This is a genomic window from Kitasatospora cheerisanensis KCTC 2395 (assembly GCF_000696185.1).
Taxonomy (GTDB): Bacteria; Actinomycetota; Actinomycetes; order Streptomycetales; family Streptomycetaceae; genus Kitasatospora; species Kitasatospora cheerisanensis.
This window is the reverse complement of the sequence record NZ_KK853997.1, coordinates 4303533-4320265: the sequence shown is the minus strand read 5'-3', so window position 1 is coordinate 4320265 and position 16733 is coordinate 4303533. Positions and strand designations below refer to the sequence as shown.

At 73.8% G+C, this 16733-nt stretch carries 20 protein-coding genes; all 20 read left to right on the top strand.

Translation table 11 applies throughout. From position 1 onward, the window contains the following. Positions 1-2: 2 nt before the first annotated feature. Complete coding sequence (locus tag KCH_RS19725; RefSeq protein WP_035864725.1) at positions 3-527, top strand: hypothetical protein; 525 nt, start codon at positions 3-5, stop codon at positions 525-527. Continuing rightward, the gene (locus KCH_RS19720; RefSeq protein ID WP_035864724.1) at positions 527-1513 is read left to right on the top strand and encodes a hypothetical protein; all 987 of its coding nucleotides are present in this window, start codon (positions 527-529) and stop codon (positions 1511-1513) included. The genes KCH_RS19725 and KCH_RS19720 overlap by 1 nt, the downstream gene beginning before the upstream one ends. A gap of 183 nt (positions 1514-1696) precedes the next feature. Further along, complete coding sequence (locus tag KCH_RS19715; protein ID WP_035864718.1) at positions 1697-2059, top strand: hypothetical protein; 363 nt, start codon at positions 1697-1699, stop codon at positions 2057-2059. Positions 2060-2099: 40 nt separating this feature from the next. Continuing rightward, complete coding sequence (locus tag KCH_RS19710; protein ID WP_035864715.1) at positions 2100-2279, top strand: hypothetical protein; 180 nt, start codon at positions 2100-2102, stop codon at positions 2277-2279. Between the two features lie 80 nt (positions 2280-2359). Next, positions 2360-2560, top strand: coding sequence for a hypothetical protein (locus KCH_RS19705; RefSeq protein ID WP_035864713.1), 201 nt, complete (start codon positions 2360-2362; stop codon positions 2558-2560). Between the two features lie 225 nt (positions 2561-2785). After that, a complete protein-coding gene (locus tag KCH_RS19700) occupies positions 2786-3070 on the top strand; it encodes an HNH endonuclease (protein WP_035864711.1) in 285 nt (94 codons plus the stop codon). A gap of 120 nt (positions 3071-3190) precedes the next feature. Next, on the top strand, positions 3191-3691 hold the full coding sequence (locus KCH_RS19695; protein ID WP_035864708.1) for a phage terminase small subunit: 501 nt from the start codon (positions 3191-3193) through the stop codon (positions 3689-3691). Continuing rightward, positions 3691-5340 (top strand): hypothetical protein, encoded by a 1650-nt coding sequence (locus tag KCH_RS19690; RefSeq protein WP_035864706.1) that lies wholly within the window; start codon positions 3691-3693, stop codon positions 5338-5340. The genes KCH_RS19695 and KCH_RS19690 overlap by 1 nt, the downstream gene beginning before the upstream one ends. Before the next feature lie 18 nt (positions 5341-5358). Next, positions 5359-7776: a VG15 protein gene (locus KCH_RS39850; RefSeq protein WP_051653241.1), complete on the top strand. Its 2418-nt coding sequence runs from the start codon at positions 5359-5361 to the stop codon at positions 7774-7776. Positions 7777-7786: 10 nt separating this feature from the next. Then, positions 7787-8293 (top strand): hypothetical protein, encoded by a 507-nt coding sequence (locus KCH_RS37550; RefSeq protein WP_051653240.1) that lies wholly within the window; start codon positions 7787-7789, stop codon positions 8291-8293. A 24-nt stretch (positions 8294-8317) separates the two neighbouring features. Further along, a complete protein-coding gene (locus tag KCH_RS19670) occupies positions 8318-9274 on the top strand; it encodes a phage major capsid protein (RefSeq protein WP_035864703.1) in 957 nt (318 codons plus the stop codon). After that, positions 9274-10278, top strand: coding sequence for a glycosyltransferase family 4 protein (locus tag KCH_RS19665; RefSeq protein ID WP_035864701.1), 1005 nt, complete (start codon positions 9274-9276; stop codon positions 10276-10278). The genes KCH_RS19670 and KCH_RS19665 overlap by 1 nt, the downstream gene beginning before the upstream one ends. 4 nt (positions 10279-10282) lie before the next feature. Continuing rightward, positions 10283-10678, top strand: a complete 396-nt coding sequence (locus KCH_RS19660) for a Gp19/Gp15/Gp42 family protein (protein WP_051653239.1) — start codon at positions 10283-10285, stop codon at positions 10676-10678. A 3-nt stretch (positions 10679-10681) separates the two neighbouring features. After that, complete coding sequence (locus KCH_RS19655) at positions 10682-10996, top strand: hypothetical protein (protein ID WP_035864700.1); 315 nt, start codon at positions 10682-10684, stop codon at positions 10994-10996. 2 nt (positions 10997-10998) lie between these two features. Then, positions 10999-11280 carry a DUF5403 family protein gene (locus KCH_RS19650; RefSeq protein ID WP_035864699.1) on the top strand — a complete coding sequence of 94 codons (282 nt, stop codon included), beginning with the start codon at positions 10999-11001 and terminating at the stop codon, positions 11278-11280. Continuing rightward, entirely contained in the window at positions 11277-11705 is a 429-nt protein-coding gene (locus KCH_RS19645) for a hypothetical protein (RefSeq protein ID WP_035864698.1), read from the top strand. The genes KCH_RS19650 and KCH_RS19645 overlap by 4 nt, the downstream gene beginning before the upstream one ends. 13 nt (positions 11706-11718) lie before the next feature. Continuing rightward, positions 11719-12282 (top strand): phage tail tube protein, encoded by a 564-nt coding sequence (locus KCH_RS19640; RefSeq protein WP_035864697.1) that lies wholly within the window; start codon positions 11719-11721, stop codon positions 12280-12282. An 88-nt stretch (positions 12283-12370) separates the two neighbouring features. Next, complete coding sequence (locus KCH_RS37545; RefSeq protein WP_157032114.1) at positions 12371-12724, top strand: phage tail assembly protein; 354 nt, start codon at positions 12371-12373, stop codon at positions 12722-12724. Beyond that, positions 12688-13131, top strand: a complete 444-nt coding sequence (locus KCH_RS41490) for a hypothetical protein (RefSeq protein ID WP_051653237.1) — start codon at positions 12688-12690, stop codon at positions 13129-13131. Before KCH_RS37545 ends, KCH_RS41490 begins: the two co-directional genes overlap by 37 nt. A gap of 17 nt (positions 13132-13148) precedes the next feature. After that, positions 13149-16733 (top strand): phage tail protein, encoded by a 3585-nt coding sequence (locus KCH_RS19625; protein ID WP_035864694.1) that lies wholly within the window; start codon positions 13149-13151, stop codon positions 16731-16733.

The window sequence follows — 16733 nt, the reverse complement described above, 5'->3', positions numbered from 1 at the left end:
CCATGACGTACTTCGAACTCACCCACGCCGTCACCCGCGCCGGAGCTGCGTTCGGGTTCTCCGTCGCCGCCGTCACCGCGATGATCCTGTACTTCTCCAGGGGCCGGAGCCTGTCTGTGCTCAAGGACCGTGCGGTGTGGCTGCCGTGGACGATGTGCGCGGTGACGATGATCCTGGCCTCCGCGGTGACCGGCGGCTTCATCGGCCAGCTCTCCGGCACCGTCACCGGCGCTGGCAACTCCGCCGGCCAGCAGATCGGACACGCCGCCGTCGGCCAGGACGGCGCCGGAGCGGTGAAGATCTCCACCGGGGAGGTCCTGTCCTACCCCGGCTGCTGGCTTGTCCTCGTGATGATCATCGGCGTCGGCCTGTTCCTGTACCACTCCAAGGGCTGGGGCGAGCGACTGCTCGGCCTGTCCGGCGCGGTCACCGGCGCAACCTGGGGCATCGCCTCCTCGGTCGGCGGCTGGGCCGCCGCCGTCGGCGTCCCGCTGGTCTCCTGGCTCGCCGAGCTGGTGATCGGCTGATGGCCACCACCGCCCCCACCCCCAAGCCCACCGCGAGCCCCCGGCCGCAGAGCCAGCTCCCGCCCACCCAGACCAGGATCATCGCCGGAGCCCGACACCTCACCACCGCCATCGGCCACTGGGCCGGCGGCCACACCATCAGCGCCGAGGAACTCACCCGACGCATCGTCAAGGCCCGCACCGACGCCCACGGCCGCACCCTCGCGGAACACGCCCGCCTCGCCCAGCAGGCACACAACCGCGCGACCAAGCTCCGCCGGCGCGCCGAGCAGAACGGCGGCCTGGTCCCCGCCGACCAGACCGCGCTCGCCGCCGCCGAGCACACCGGCGCCCGGCACGACGCCGCGCTCGCCGCGCTCGCTGACTTCGACGTCACCGCGCTCGACCCCGGCCAAGTGCTGCACCGCCGCCACCTCATCGCCGCCGCCCGCTACGGCCTCCTCTCCCTCCCCGCCTTCGGCATGCTGGCCGCCGCCTGGCTGTGGGACGGCAGCGTGGTCCTGGTCGTCGCCGTCGCGGCCGCCGCCGCCGCCCTGATCCGCGGCGACCACCCGATCCACCTGACCGTCCGTCCGGTGCCGGCCGACCTCATCGCCGCCACCCCACTCGTCCCGGCCGCCGAACCGGCCGCCCCCGCCCCCGAGCCGGCCGTCGAGACGCCGTCCGGCGAGTGGCGCGAGCAGCTCCTCCGCTACGTCGAGTACGCGGTCTCCCACGCCCGCCAGAACGCGACCAACGGCGTCCACGCCCGCGATCTGCTGGGCCGCCTCCAGGCCGAAGGCCGGTTCCTTGACTACACCACCGAGACGTTCCCCGCCGTGCTCCGCAGCGCCGGCGTGCCCCTGAAGGTCGTCAAGATCAAGGGCGACGGACAGCTCGGCGTCCACTACGACCACCTCACCAAGGCCCTCGGCAGACTCCCCAGACTGGCCCGGGCCAAGGACTACACCGAACGCCCGGAGCAGGAGCAGGCGTCGGGGGAGTAGCCCCGGACCTCCCCTCCCCCACCGACCGGGCCCCGCCGGTAAACGGGTAAACGGGCAGGTCAACCGTTCACCGTTTACCCGTTTACCGCTTCGCCCGCCCCTCCCGAGAGGGGATCTCGATCAAGGAGCGCGGCCCCGGCCGCCCCCTTCCCGTCGCACACCAATCCACTGAGGAGACACGTCATGCCCAAGGGACTGTTGGACCCCCTGATCTTCGTCGTCACCCGCAGTGTCGAAGCGTTCCACCGAGGCGGGCCCATCTGCTCCGGGACCGTCACGCCCGACACGATCACCTGGCGGCAGCTCGGCGACATCGCCGACCACGTCGTCCACAAGATGGTCATCCCCGAGCTGCGCAAGCACCGCATCACCACCCCGTACGGCTACTGGCTGTGGCTCTGGCCCCAGAGCGCCACCCCCGGCTGGACCACGGCGCAGCCCGCTCCCGCGATCCACATCGCCGCGCGCGGCTTCGGCTACTTCGACAACGGCATCCACGCCAACAGCTGGTGGCACCCCGGTGGCAACCCGAAGCTCAAGTACTGACCGCCGCCGCCCGACCTACCGACCAGAGGAGTACCACCCCATGCCCCGGTACCGATACCAGCAGGCCCCCGGCGAGCGGATCCACGCCGCCACGTTCCGCGGCACCCCCGAGGAGTTCGCCGCCGAACTCGCCCGCGACTGGCGCGCCGGCGGGCGCACCCCGGACGTCCGCGTCTGGACGGGCCCGATCACCGAACCCCCGGCCGCCACCGCCCGTTAACCGAGACCGCTGATCGACCGTCAACTGCTGCCGCTCACGCTCGCCAGCGTGAGCGGCAGCAGCACGTGCAGACTGGCCCCATGCAGTACATATCCCTGCCCCCCGGCTACCTCACCACCGCCCAGGCCGCCCAGGCCGCCGACGTCACCCCGGCCGTCATCCGCGGCTGGGTCCGCCGAGGCCACCTCGCCCGGTGCGGCGGCAGCCCCCACCACCCGATCTACCGCGTCGCCGACGTCATCGCCGCCCGCGACATCGCGGCCGCCAACAAGGCCGCTTGACACAGGCCCTGACCAGGGCGCACGATCTTGGGAGATCCGCATGCCCGAAAACAGGCGGATCGTCAGACCACACGAGAGCCCCGCAAGCGAGCAGCTGCGGGGCTCTCGTCTTGCCCGGCAGCGCGCCGGCCGCCAACTCCCCACCGCCGCATAGACCGCGGCCCGCCAAACGTCCCCCGCGGCGGGCCGCTCCACCTTCCGGCCCTGACCCCGAGGAGGCGCCCGATGGCCTGGTCGACGAGCACCCGCCGGGACCGGCTCCCGGTCGACTGGCCGGCCATCCGGCAGCGCATCCTCCGCCGGGACCGGCACACCTGCTACCGCTGCGGCGGCCGCGCACGCGAGGTCGACCACGTCCAGCGCGGCGACGACCACCGCGACAGCAACCTCCGCGCCATCTGCACCCCCTGCCACCGCGTCAAGTCGTCCAGCGAGGGCGGCTCGGCCACCCGCCGGGCCTACCGGCCCACCCGCCGGCGGCCCCCTGAGCGCCATCCCGGGCTGACCTGACCCTCCCGAGGGTGGGGGAGGCCCCTCCCCCGGGCCCCCGCCTCGCTACGCGTATAGGCGCTGGCCCTGTGTACGGGTCTGGGGATCTCGACCCCCTGGCCCGCGAGGAGGTGAGCGCCGATGGCCGGCACCGGCCCCGCCCCGAAGGACCCGTCCCGCCGCGCCCGCCGCAACAAGGACCAGGCCGCCCAGACCATCCTGCGCTTCGAGCAGGCCGAGGCGCCCGAGCTGCCCGACTTCCGGATCAACGCCGGCGAGGACGGCCTGGTCGAGTTCGTCTGGCCGGAGCGCACCCGCGAGTGGTGGGACACCTGGCGCGCGTCGCCGCAGGCCGAGCACTTCAGCTCGACCGACTGGGAGTTCCTCCTCGACACCGCGCTGATCCACGCGAAGGTGTGGTCCGGCGACGCCTCGGCGGCACCCGAACTCCGGCTCCGCGTAGCCAAGTTCGGCGCCACGATGGAGGACCGGGCCCGCTTGCGGATGCAGTTCGCCCAGGCCGACCAGGCCGACGCCGGCCGCGGCTCCTCCGGGGCCCAGGCCGCGCGCGAGCGGTACGGCAACCTGCGGGTGCTGCCATCTTCCGGTGACGGCAAGGGGCCTGCAGCCGGGGGGCCCTGATGCCGTGGCGGGGGCCGTCCTACCCGGGCGAACTGCCGACCCTGGGCTGGCAGGTCCTCGACTGGATGATGGCCTACCTGGCGGCGCCGGACCGGCCGGAGTACGAGCCGTTCATCCCGACCCGCGAGCAGGCCGAGTTCGTCCTGCGCTACTACGAGCTGCACCCGGGCACCGGCAAGCGCGCGGTTCGGCGCGGGGTGCTGTCCCGACCGAGAGGCTGGGGCAAGTCCCCGTTCCTGGCGGCGATCGCCTGCGCCGAGGCCCTGGGCCCGGTCGTGCCGGACGGCTGGGACGCGGCCGGCGAGCCGGTCGGCATGGGCTGGGAACGGGTCCGCACCCCGCTGGTGCAGGTCGCTGCGGTGTCCGAGGACCAGACCCGTAACACCTGGGTTCCGCTGCTGGAGATGCTCCGCGAAGGACCGGCGTGCGACGAGTACCCGGGCCTGGAGCCGCTCGATTCGTTCGTGAACCTGCCCCGGGGCCGGGTCGAGCAGGTGACCAGCTCGGCCACCAGCCGCAAGGGCAACCCGGGGGTGTTCGTCGTCATGGACCAGACCGAGGAGTGGATGCGCGCCAACGGCGGCATCCGCCTGGCCCAGGTCCTGCGATCGAACGCCGCGAAGATCGGCGGCTCCACCCTGGAGTCCCCGAACGCTTACATCCCCGGCATGGGCAGCGTGGCCGAGGAGTCGTTCGCGTTCTGGAAGGCGATCCAGGAGGGCCGCACTCGCGGCGACGGCCTGCTGGTCGACCACCGCGAAGCTCCGCCGGAGACCGACCCGACCGACCGCGAGTCCCTCGTGGCCGGCCTGCGGGTGGCTTACGGCGACTCCTCGGACCACGAGGACGGGTGCGTGCTGCACGACCCGCCGTGCGCCCCGGGCTGGTCGCCGATCAACCGCCTGGTCGGCGACTTCTGGGACACCAGCAACGACCCGCAGACGCTCCGCTCGGACTTCCTGAACCAGATCACCCACGCCACCGACAGCTGGATCAGCCAGCCCGAGTGGGCCGGGTGCGCGGCGCCGGACACCGTGGTCGGCCCGGGCGAGCAGATCGTCCTGGGCTTCGACGGCTCCCGCCGCCGCAACCGAGGTATCACCGACGCGACCGCCCTGATTGGCTGCCGCGTGAGCGACGGGCACCTTTTCGAGATCCGCGTGTGGGAACAGCCGTCGGGTCCGGCCGGGAAGAACTGGGAGGTCCCGGTCCCGGAGGTGCTGGCCGAGGTCGACGCCGCGTTCGCCCGCTGGAAGGTGATCGGCATGTACGCCGACCCGGCGAAGTGGGAGTCGCACGTGCGGGGCTGGGAGGCCAAGTACGGCCGCCAGTTGAAGGTCAAGTCCACCGGCAGCCATCCGATCGAGTGGTGGATGACCGGCGGCCGGGCGTCGCTGATCGTCCGGGCCCTGCGCGCGTTCCACGACGCCGTGGTCGACCGGGAGCTGACGCACACCGGGCCGGCGCTGACCCGGCACGTCCTCAACGCGCGCCGCTCCGAGTCCCGCAGCGGCCTGCAGATCCGCAAGGAACACCCGGACAGCGCCCGGAAGATCGACGCCGCCGTGGCCGCGACCCTGGCCTGGCAGTGCCGCCTGGACGCCCTGTCGAAGAACGTCACCCGCCGCACCGTGCTGGTGCTCCGCTGAGACCGAGAGGAGGCCGTCGTGGCGACTCCTCTCCTGCTGCCGGACCAGCTGACCGCGGACGAGCAGCAGTTGCTGGACCGGCTGTGGATGCGGCTCCAGCAGGACCGCAACGCGCCCGCCAGCCAGGGCGGCCTGGACGTGCTGCAGCGCTACTACGACGCCGACCGGTACATGCGCTCGATCGGCCTGAACGTCCCGCCCGGGTGGGAGCCGCTGACCACGGTGATCGCCTGGCCCGCGCAGGCCGTCGACACGGTCGAGGAGAGGTTGGACGTCGAGGGGTTCCGGGCGTCCACCTCCGACGCGCCGTCGGACGACCTGTGGAACTTCTGGCAGGCCAACGGCCTGGACGAGGAGTCCCAGATGGGCCACCTGGATGCGCTGGCCCTGGGCCGCTCCTACGTGGTCGTCGGCGCCGACGCGCTCGGGGATCCGGTGATCACCGTCGAGGGCCCGCAGTGGATGATCCACGAACGCTCGCCCGCCACCCGCCGGGTGACGGCCGCGGCCCGGTTCGTCCAGGACCCGCGGCAGGTCGACCGGCCGGAGTTCCAGCGCTTCAGCCAGGCCTCTGCCGCGACGCTCTGGCCGAGGCCCGGGCTGACGATCCAGCTGGTCCGCATGCAGGACGGCCGCTGGACCGTCGTGGACCGCAGCTACTCGGACATGCCGGAGATTCCGGTGGTCCCGCTGATCAACCGGCCGCGGACCTCGTACCGGGCCGGCCGCTCCGAGATGCTGCGGGTGATCCCGGTCGCGGACGCCTGCTGCCGGGCCCTGACGAACATGCAGGTCGCCAGCGAGTTCCAGGCCGTCCCGCAGCGCTACGTCCTCGGCGCGAGCCAGGAGGACTTCCAGGACGCCAACGGCAACCAGGTCCCGGCATGGGAGTCCTACCTCGGCAAGGTGTGGGCGCTCGCCAACGAGCAGGCCAAGGCCGGGCAGTTCCAGGCCGCCGAGCTGCGGAACTTCGAGACGGCGATCCTCACCTACGGCAAGCTGGCCGCCTCCCTCCAGGGCGTGCCGCTCTCCTACTTCGCGGCCGGCGCGGACAACCCCTCCAGCGCGGACGCGATCCGGGCGGAGGAGGCCCGGCTGGTGAAGAACTGCGAGCGCCGCCAGCGGAGTTTCAGCGGGGCGTGGGAGCAGGTGATGCGCCTGGCGCTGTGGATCGCCACCAAGGGCCGCCTGCCGGCCGGCCTGGAGCGCCTGGCCACCGTGTGGCGGGATCCGGCGACGCCGACGATGGCCGCGAAAGCGGACTACGTGCAGAAGATGGTCGCGAGCAAGGTATTCCCGCCCGCGTACGGGCCGGAGGCGCTCGGCCTGCCGGTATCCGAGCAGGAGCGCATCGCCGAGCTGTGGCAGGAGACGGACCCGTCCGCGCGCCTGGCTGCCTCGCTCGACCGCCTCCAGACCGCCCCGGACCGGGGGAGGTGGGCATCGGTGCCGGCGGATGAGGCTGCCGCGCTGACCGACTCCCACCGCACCGCACAGGCTCGCCTCGGCGCGCGGGTGGCCGCCGGGGTGATGGCGGACTGGCAGAAGATGGTGCGCCCCGGCGCGCCGGCCGCGTCCGCCGGGCGGTGGGTGGACGCGTCGCTGGGCCGGATCCGTCCGGCCCGCGGCGCGTCCGAGCAACTCGCCGTCTCCTACACCCGCCTGCACCGCGCGCTGGAGACCGGGCACACCCTGCCGCCGATCGGCCCGGGCCCGCACCCGCGCCGCACCACGGTCGGCGCCCTGCGACGCGACTGGGCGCACATGTCCGGCGACCGCTACCGCGCCACCCCGGCCGACCAACGGCCGGTGCCGGTGGACGACTTCGAGTGGCCGGACCTGGACGAGGAGTCCATGGACGAGGCCGCGCGCACCAGCCTGTGGGTGACCGGCCCGGTCCACGCCGAGCGGCGCCTGAACACCGCCGAGGAGGACCACGCCCGCGGCCGCCTGGACGACGCGGAGTTCCTCGCCGAGCTCGACGACCTGATGCTGGACTCGTCCGTCACCGCCGCCGGCGCCGCCGACCGCGAGGTGCTGCGCGCCGGCCGGGACATGGCCGAGCAGTCCGGCCGCCGCGACACCCGGGTGATCGGCTGGGCCCGCGTCACCGACAGCAGCCCGTGCGCCTTCTGCGCGATGCTCGCCAGCCGCGGCGCGGTCTACAAGAGCCGCGACAGCGCGGGCCTGGCCGGCGGCCCGCCGGTCTCGCTCGACGACCTGACGAAGTACCACGACCTGTGCCACTGCCAGATCGTGCCCGTGTACTCCCGCGCCGACCACATGCCCGACGGGTCGCAGGTCTGGCGCGACCTGTGGGCCGAGGCCACCGACGGGCTGAGCGGCGCCGAGGCCACCCGGGCGTTCAACCGCGCGGTCGCCGCCCGCCGCCGCACCGTGCGCCGCCGCGGCCTGCCCACCAACCGCCGCTCCTGAGGAGGCCCCTGTGTCCACCCCGCCCACGCCCGACCCGAACACCCCGCCGCCGCCCGCCACACCGTCCGGGCCGCCGACGGCCGAGCAGCTCGCCGAGCTGCCCGACTGGGCGCGGGCCCACCTCGACGGGCTGACCGGCCAGCTGACGGCCGCCCAGCAGGCGGCGAGCACCAGCGCCGCCGAACTCGCCGCCGCGGCCGCGAAGCTTGCCGCCGCTCCGGACCCGGCCGCCGCCCAGCAGGCCCTCCAGGCCGCAGCCGACCGGGCCGCCGCCGCGGAGCTCGCCGCCACGCGGGAGCGCCTGGGCCGCCAGTACGGCCTGCCGGACGCACTGGTCGCCCGCCTCCAGGGAGCCGACCAGGCCGCGATGGAGACCGACGCGAAGGCGCTCGCCGCGCTGCTGCCCGCACCGGGCCCGCGCATGCCCTCCCCCGACCCGCTCCAGGGCGGCGGAACCCCTGCCCCGGGCGACCCCGCCCAGCAGTTCGCCCAGCTCATCAACTCCGCCCTCTCCTAGGGCCCAACGCCCGAGGAGGGCACCATGGCTGACGCACCCGTCAAGCTGAGCAACGTCAACTCCACGCTGCTGCCGCCGACCATCACCGCACCCATCTTCAACCGGGTCGCGGAGACCAGCGCGGTGATGCAGCGCGCCCGCCGCATCCCGCTGTCGATGACCGCGTCGACCGCGATCCCGGTCAGCATGGACATCCCGAACGCGGGATGGGTCAACGAGGGCGGCTCGAAGCCGACCGGAACCGAGTCCATGACCGTCAAGACCATGGCCGGCAAGAAGGTCGCAGTGTTGGTCCCGGTCTCGGAGGAGGTCGCGCGGTCCAACGCCGCCGGCCTGTACTCGCAGATCCAGCAGGACCTGCCCGTCGCCCTGTCCCGGGCGTTCGACCTCGCCGCGATCCACGGCAAGACGCCGTCCGGTGCGGCCGGCCCGTTCGACGACCACCTCGCCGAGACCACGAACTCCATCACCCTCGGCACCGCCACCAAGACCAACGGCGGCATCTGGAAGGACATCGTCGACGGCGAGGCGCTCGTCATCGACGACAACTACGACGTCACCGGCTGGGTCGCCGACCCGCGCCTGCGCCCGCAGCTGCTGAACGCCGTCGACAACAACGGCCGCCCGCTGTTCGTCGACACGACCTCGGCCCTCGGCCCCGGCGCGGCCGGCGCGGGCTCCCTGCTCGGCCTGCCGCTGGACTACTCCCGGGGCATCTCCGGCAAGCTGGTCCGCGCCTCGGGCACCTCCGACACCGGCCTGCGGATGATCGGCGGCGACTGGTCGCAGTGCGCCTACGGCGTCGGCATGGACATCACCATGAAGCTGTCCACCGAGGCCAACTACAAGGACGCCGACGGCAACTGGCACAGCGCGTTCCAGGAGAACCTGGTCCTGCTGCTGTGCGAGGCCCACTTCGGGTTCGTCATCGGCGACGAGAACGCGTTCGTCAAGTACGTCGCCGCCGGCGGCGGCAGCTGATGGGCCGCCCGCTGCGGGTCGTCGCGCGGGTGCACGGCTACCCGCCGGACCACAACGCGGGCGCCGAGTGGATGCTGCACACCATGCTCCGCGCGCTCGCCGCGCGCGGCCACGACGTCCAGGTCCACCTCCACCGGTACGGCGCCGGCCTGCCCGGCCGGTACGAGATCGACGGCGTCCAGGTGTTCCCGCTCCAGGCGTCGTACTTCCCGCTCGCCGGCCAGGGCGCGGACGTCCTGGTCGGGCACCTGGACGGCGTGCCGGCGCTCGCCGCCTACGGCCGCGCCTGGGATGTCCCGACCGTCGCGCTCGTCCACAACACCCACGCGCCCTCCTTCGCGGGCGCCGCCGCGTGCGACCTGGCGGTGTACAACGCCGCCTGGACAGCCGAGGCGGCAGCCGACTTCTACGGCGCCCACCGCCTGGTCCCGCCCGCGGACCTGACGGTCCGGCCGCCCGTGGTCGCCGAGGACTACGCGACCACTCCCGCCGGCGACCGGGTCACCCTGGTGAACCTGTGCGAGGCGAAGGGCGGCCCGCTGCTGTGGGAGCTCGCCGAGCGGATGCCCGACGTCGGCTTCCTCGCGGTGCAGGGCTCGTACGGCGAGCAGGTGGTGCCCGCGGTCGTGCCCGACAACGTCGAGGTGCTGCCGTCGGTGCCCGGGGCGCTGATGCGGGACCGGGTGTACGCCCGGACCCGGGTCGTGCTGATGCCCAGCTCGTACGAGTCGTGGGGCCGGGTCGGGGTGGAGGCCATGGCGTCCGGGATCCCCGTGGTCGCGCACCCCACGCCGGGCCTGACCGAGTCCCTCGGCCCGGCCGGCGTGTTCGTCGACCGCGGCGACGTGGACGCGTGGGAGGCGGAGATCCGCCGCCTGCTCGCCCCGAAGGCGTGGGCGGCGGCGTCGAAGAAGGCGCTGAATCGTTCCGCCGAGCTGGACCCGGCCGCCGACCTGGCGGCCTGGTGCGACGCCGTCGAGGCCCTCGCCGACCGGAAGGAGTGACCCGGTGACCGCGACCGTCGCACAGGTCAAGGCGCTGTGCCCGCAGGGGACTCCGCTGACCGACGAGCAGATCGAGGCCCTGATCGTCCAGGCCGAGGCCTACCTGTTCGGCCTCCATCCGGACGTGCTGGCCCGGGTCGCGGCGGGGACGCTCGCGCAGGAGACCGTCGACTACGTCGAGGCCAGCATGGTGGCCCGGATCGCCCGCAACCCCGAGGGCCTGCGGATGGAGATGGACGGCGACTACCAGTACCAACTTGCCGCCGCGGCCGCGTCCGGCTACCTGACCCTGTTGCCCGACGAGGAGCGGATGCTGACCCGCGGCAAGGGCGCGTTCACCATCACCCCGTACAATCCGCGCGCCACCACGGTAGTGGGCGGCGACCCGAGTTGGTGGTGAGCGGTGTCGCTGCTCGACGGCGGGCCCGACACCGTCACCGTCTACCCGGCCGGCCCGGTGCAGCCGGACGGCACCCGCGGCCCCGAGGGGCCGCCCGTCACCGTCCGGTGCAGGGTGCAGCCGTCGTCGTCGGAGGAGGCCGGGCAGCTGGGCTATGTCGACGTGACCCTCTACCGGGTGATCGCCCGTCAGCTCCCGGCCGGGCCGTGGTCGCGGGCGGTGTGGCGGGGCCGCGACTGGACGGTGGTGGGCGAGCCCAAACGGCACGGCGGATCCGCCCGGACCCGGCACGACACCGCCATGATCCGCAGGAGGTGACGATGGCCAGCCTCGACCCGAACCTCGCCGCCCGCCTCGCGCACCTGCCGTCGGTCCGCGCCGCGGTCGCCGCCGAACTCCGCACTCGCGCCCAACGGGTGGAGGCCGTCGTCGCCGCGCACACCCGCACCGGCGCGCTCGCCTCCTCCCTTCAGGTCGTCGTCGACCGCGTCGACTCCACCGTCTCCATCTCCGACCCGGCGATCCTCGCCATCAACTACGGCCACCGCGCGCCGGACGGCCGGTGGGTGGAGGGCATCCACGCCATCGAGGCAGGCCTGTGACCGCGCTCCCGCCCGACGTCGACGCCCTCGTACGCGGTGCCCTCGCTGCCGAACTCGGGCCCGGCGTCACGGTGATGACCCTGATGCCCGACGACTGGGCGGCGCGCCTGCCGCTGGTCGTCGCCCGGGCCCTGCCCGCTGCGGCCGTCGACCCGCGCGGTGTGATCGCCGCCGTGGTCGACCTCCAGGCGCTCGCCGCCGACCGCACCGAGGCCTCCGCGCTGGCCCGCCGCGCCTGGCGGGGCCTGTACGACGCGTGCGTCCGCCAGCACGCCGAGTCGGACGCCGGCGGCTACCTGTCGCACTTCGGCGCCGGCGGCAGTTCGCCGGCCGAGCTCCGCACCGGCACCCCGGGCCCGGACGCGCAGTCCTTCAGATTCCAGGCGACGGTCCGGCTCACCGCCCGCCCCACACCTACCCCCTGACCAGGAGGCACACATGTCGCTCGACGCGACGACCGCGATCGTCCCCGGCACGGGGTACATCTACCTCGGCAACCCCGACACCGCGAAGCCCGCTCTCATCACCGACCCGCTCGCTCCCGGCGCCGGCTGGTCGAACCTCGGCCACACCAGCCGCGACAGCATGCCGAGCCTCACCCGCGACGGCTCCGACCCGACCACGCTCGGCAGCTGGCAGAACTCCAAGCTCCGCCAGACCAGCCCGGACATCACCTACGGCATCACCTTCAGCAGCATCCAGGCCGACAAGACGGCGCTGCAGCTGTACTTCGGTGCGGGCCCGTCCGCGATGCAGTCCGACGGGTCGATCCGCATCCCCGCCGCGCCCGTGCCGCAGATCAAGGCCCTGCTGGTGATCCTCGTCGACGGCTCGAACTTCGTGCCGCTGTGGCACCCGCGGGTGTCCCTGCTCGGATCCGACGCCGTCAAGCTCGACGCCGAGAACTGGTTCGAGCTGCCGATCAAGGGCACGTTCCTGGCCTCGACGCTGATCGACGGCGCGATCGGCGAGTGGGCCGCGCTCCTCGGCACCGCGTCCTGACCTGCCCTCAACTCCTGTGCCGCCGGCCACCGGTCCCGTCCGGCGGCACAGGACCATCCCGGGACCGGACACCGAAGGGACCGACACCATGGCTGCTGCCCCCGTCAGCCTCGCAGGCCTCATGGCCGAGGCCACCACCGTCTACACCGGCCTGCCGATCGAACTCCGCGCCGGCGGCACCGCGACCCTCCTCAACCCGGTCATGCTCGACGACGAGCACCGCGACGAGGCCGTCGAGAAGATGGCCGCCCTGGACCTCGCCGACGGCATGCCGGTGGCCGAGCAGCTCGCCGCCGTCCGGGACGCGCTGACCTCCGTCGCCGACGACCGGGACGCGGTCGCCGCCGAAATCGCCGACTGGCCGGCCCCCGCCCTGCTGCTCGTCTTCGAGCACTACACCAAGGCGTGCCAGCTGGGGGAAGCCTCCAGCTCGTCCAGCTGATCCAGGTCAGCGGTCTGGGCGGGGAGCTGCGGGCGGACCTCCAGCAGTACTACGGCCTCGACCTGGCCGACCTGCCGCGCGGCACGCTCGCCCCCCGCCGGATCCTCCAGCTGGTCGAGCACCTCCCCTACGACTGCGCGCTGATGGCTGCCCTGCGTGGCGGGCCCGTGCACCGCCAGTGGGACACCCGCACCCACCTGCTCGCGTCGATCGTCGACGCGGTGCAGGCGGGCACCTGGACCGCCGTGCAGCTCGCCTCCCACCGGCGGGTGCCCGAGCCGGAGCCGCTCCCGCGCCCCGGGACCAGAGCGGCGGCCGCCGCCCCGGCGCGCCGGCCGCTGGACCTGTCCCGGCACCCGGACGCCCGCCCGCTGCCCGCCAAGTACCGGGCGGCACCCGACAACTGAACACCCGGGGGTGAGCCGTGGCCGGTGGATCCCCCGGCGGACGCGAGGTCGACCGGCTCGCCATCAGGGTGCTGCCGGACACCTCGGGTTTCGCGACCGCGCTGCAGCGCTACCTCGACCGCATCGAGGCCCGCGCCCAGCTCAAGATCCGGCTCACCCCGGACACCACCGGGTTCGCGCAGGCGATCCGCACCGAGATCGCCCGGACACGACCCGAGGCCCAGGTACGGGCGGTCCTGGACACGAGCCGTCTCGCCGCCCAGGCCCGCACCGCAGTGGCCCGGATCCGCCCGGACCTGCCCGTCCAGGCGAAGATCGACACCACCGGCTTCCCGGAGGAGGTCCGCGCCCAGCTGGAGCGGGTCCGCGCCGACCTGACGGTCAAGCTCAAGCTGGACGCGGCCGGCGTCGACGGGCAGATCAACCGGGCCCTGTCCCGGTCCGTCCGGACCCGGGACGTCACCCTCAAGCCGCAGATCGACCGGCTGGCGTTCCGCACCGCCGAGGAGCAGCTGCGGATCCTGACCGATCCGTGGAAGGTCCGGATCGAGCCGTACGTCGCGACGGGCGCGGCGGCCGAGGTCCGGGCCGAACTGGACGACTGGCTGGCCGACGGCATTGACGTCGACGTACGGCCCGTCGTCGACCCGGACACCCTCCTGCGCCTGGAGGGGCGGCTCGACCGGCTCGCGCAGAACCGCACCGCGCGGATCGACGTCCGGACCGACGACGAGCAGCTGCGGCGCGCCAACTCCGCGGCCAGCCGCCTGGGCGCCACCCTCGGCGCGGGCCTGGGCCGGGTCCTGACCCTGCGCAGTGCGCTGGTGTCGCTCGGCGTCAGCTCGCTGCCGCAGATCGCGTCGCTGACCGTCGGCCTCGCCCAGATCGCCCCCGCGGCTCTGGTCGCGGTCCCCGCGGTGATGGCGCTGGGGCAGGCGTTCGCCACGATCGGCGTGGGCGTCACCGGGATCGGCGATGCCTTCAAGGCCGCCTTCGCCCCCGCCAAGTCCGGGGGCGGCGGGGCGGCGGTCGACACCGCCAAGCAGGTCGCCGCCGCACAGCGGGCCGTCGCGGACGCCAAGGACGCCCTGGCGCGCACCACGGAGGACTCCGCGGCGCGCATCGTCCGCGCCGACCGGGACGTCTCCGACGCCGAGCGGGCGCTCTCCGACGCGCAGGGCAAGGCCCTGCGCGCCCAGCAGGCCCTGGACGACGCCCGCCGGCAGGCGGCCCTCGACGCCGAGGACCTGGCCGACCGGGTGACGTCCGGCCGCCTTGCCGAGCGCGACGCGGTCCTGCGGGTCGCCGACGCCACCGACGCGCTCGCGGCCGCCCAGGCCAACCCGGGGGCGGTCCGGAACCTGGAGAAGGCCCAACTCGCCTACGACGAGGCCGTCCAGGCGCTGCGGGAGCAGCGGAAGGAGAACGGTCGGCTCGCTGTCGAGCAGGCCAAGGCCGCGCAGGTCGGCGTCGAGGGCTCCGCGCGGGTCGTTGCCGCGCAGGAGAACCTGGCGTCCGCGACCCGTGACGTCTCCGACGCGGAGCGGGACGTGGCCGACGCCCGGCAGGAGGCGGCGAAGACCGCCCGGGACGCGGCCAAGCAGGTCGCGGACGCCCAGCGGGCCGTCACGGACGCCACCGTGGCGCTTGCCGACGCCGGCAGGCAGGCCGGGGCCGGTGCGGGGGGTGTCGACGCCTACGCCGAGGCGATGGCGAAGCTGTCGCCGAACGCGCGCTCGTTCGTCCGTGCCGTCCAGGAACTGGCTCCGGCGTGGCGGGAGGTCCAGCAGGCCGTCCAGGACCGGCTGTTCGCCGGCCTCGACACCGAGCTGACCGCCACCTCCAGCGCGGTCCTGCCGATCTTCCGGCGCGAACTGGTCGCCACCGCGGGGACGTTGAACGGCATGGCCGTCGGCGTCGCCGAGGCGGCCCGCGACCTGGCCGCGAACGGGATCCTCGGCCGCGCGATGGCCGGCGCGTCCCAGGGTCTGGCCAACCTGCGAGGCCTGCCCGGGCAGGTCGTCACCGCGCTGACCACGATCGGTGCCGCCGCGGCTCCGGCCCTCGACCGGGTCACCTCCGCTCTTGCCGACGCGGCCACGCGCTGGTCGGACCGGCTGCAGAAGGGATTCGCCTCCGGCGGTCTCGAGAAGGCGATCGACACGGCGCTGGACCTGGCGGGCCAGCTTGCCGGAGTCCTCGGCAACGTCAGCAAGACCCTCGTCAACATCTTCGCGCCGGCGGTGGCGACCGGCGGCAACTTCATCGGTGTCCTCCAGCAGGTCACCGGCGAGATTGCCAGGGTCACCGCCACAGCGGAGGTCCAGCAGGGACTGCGGGACCTGTTCGACACCTTCGCCCTGATCGGCAGGACGGCGGCGCCGCTGCTTGGCCAGGCGCTCCGCGAGGTGTTCCCCGTCCTGTCCGCGCTCGCCCCTGGGGCAGAGGCCCTGGTCACAGCCTTGGGGGACGGGCTTCGGCCCGTGATCACCGCGCTCGGTCCGCTGCTGGTCGCCGCCGGGCAGGCGGTGTCCCAGCTCGCCATCGCGGCCAGCCCCCTGCTGGTCGTCGCCGGGCAGCTCGCCGCCCAGATCGGCCCGATCCTGACCCCGATCGTCCAGGCCCTGGCCTTGAACATCGGCCAACTCGCCCCGGTCGTCCAGGCCGTGGCGGTCGGCGTGTCCCAGCTGCTGTCCCCGGCGCTGGCCCAACTGCCGGGCCTGATGCAGCCGTTCCTGGCCGCGAGCACCCAGCTCGCGGCCACGCTCCTGCCGCAACTCGCCGACCTGATCACCCAGCTGCCGCTCCAGGAGCTCGGGCAGTCGTTCGCGGAGATCTCGATCGCGCTGGCCCCGCTGCTCGTGCAGCTGTCCCAGCTGATCGTCTCCGGCCTCCAGGCCATGGCCCCGCTCCTGCCGCCGCTGATCACCCTGACGGCCCGGCTCGCGCAGATCCTCGCCGGCGAACTGGCCCGGCAGATCCAGCAGATCGTCGTCCCCGCCCTCCAGGTCGTGGTGCGGCTTCTCAACGGCGACCTGACCGGTGCCGTCCAGGCCGCCGGGGACCTCTTCTCCGGCCTGGCCAGCACCGTGTACCGGGCGTTCGTCGAGCTGCCGGGCCAAGTGTTCAGCGCCCTGGGGGACTTCGGGCGGCAGCTGTGGAACTCGGGCCGGGCGATCACCCAGTCCCTGATCGACGGCATCCTCTCCAAGGCCGTCGACCTGAAGAACAGCATGTCGGGGATGCTGTCGGACGTCCGCCGCCTGCTGCCGTTCAGCCCCGCGAAGGAAGGCCCCTTCAGCGGCAAGGGCTGGACGCTGCACTCCGGACAGTCCATCAGCGCCGCCCTCGCCGAAGGCGTCCTGGACGGCCACGACCAGGTCTACGCGGCGACCGCTGCCGTCGCCGCGACCGCGCAGGCCAACCTGTCCGGCCTCGGTGCCGGAACAGTCGCCACCTCCCGCGCCCAGGCCGGAACGAACCCGGCCTCGGCCGCCTCCGGCGGCGGACTCGCCCTGAACATCGGCGAGTTCCACGCCTACGACCAGGCCCCCGACGCCATCGGCCGGGCCCTGTACCGCGAGTACAAGTCCAGGGGGTGA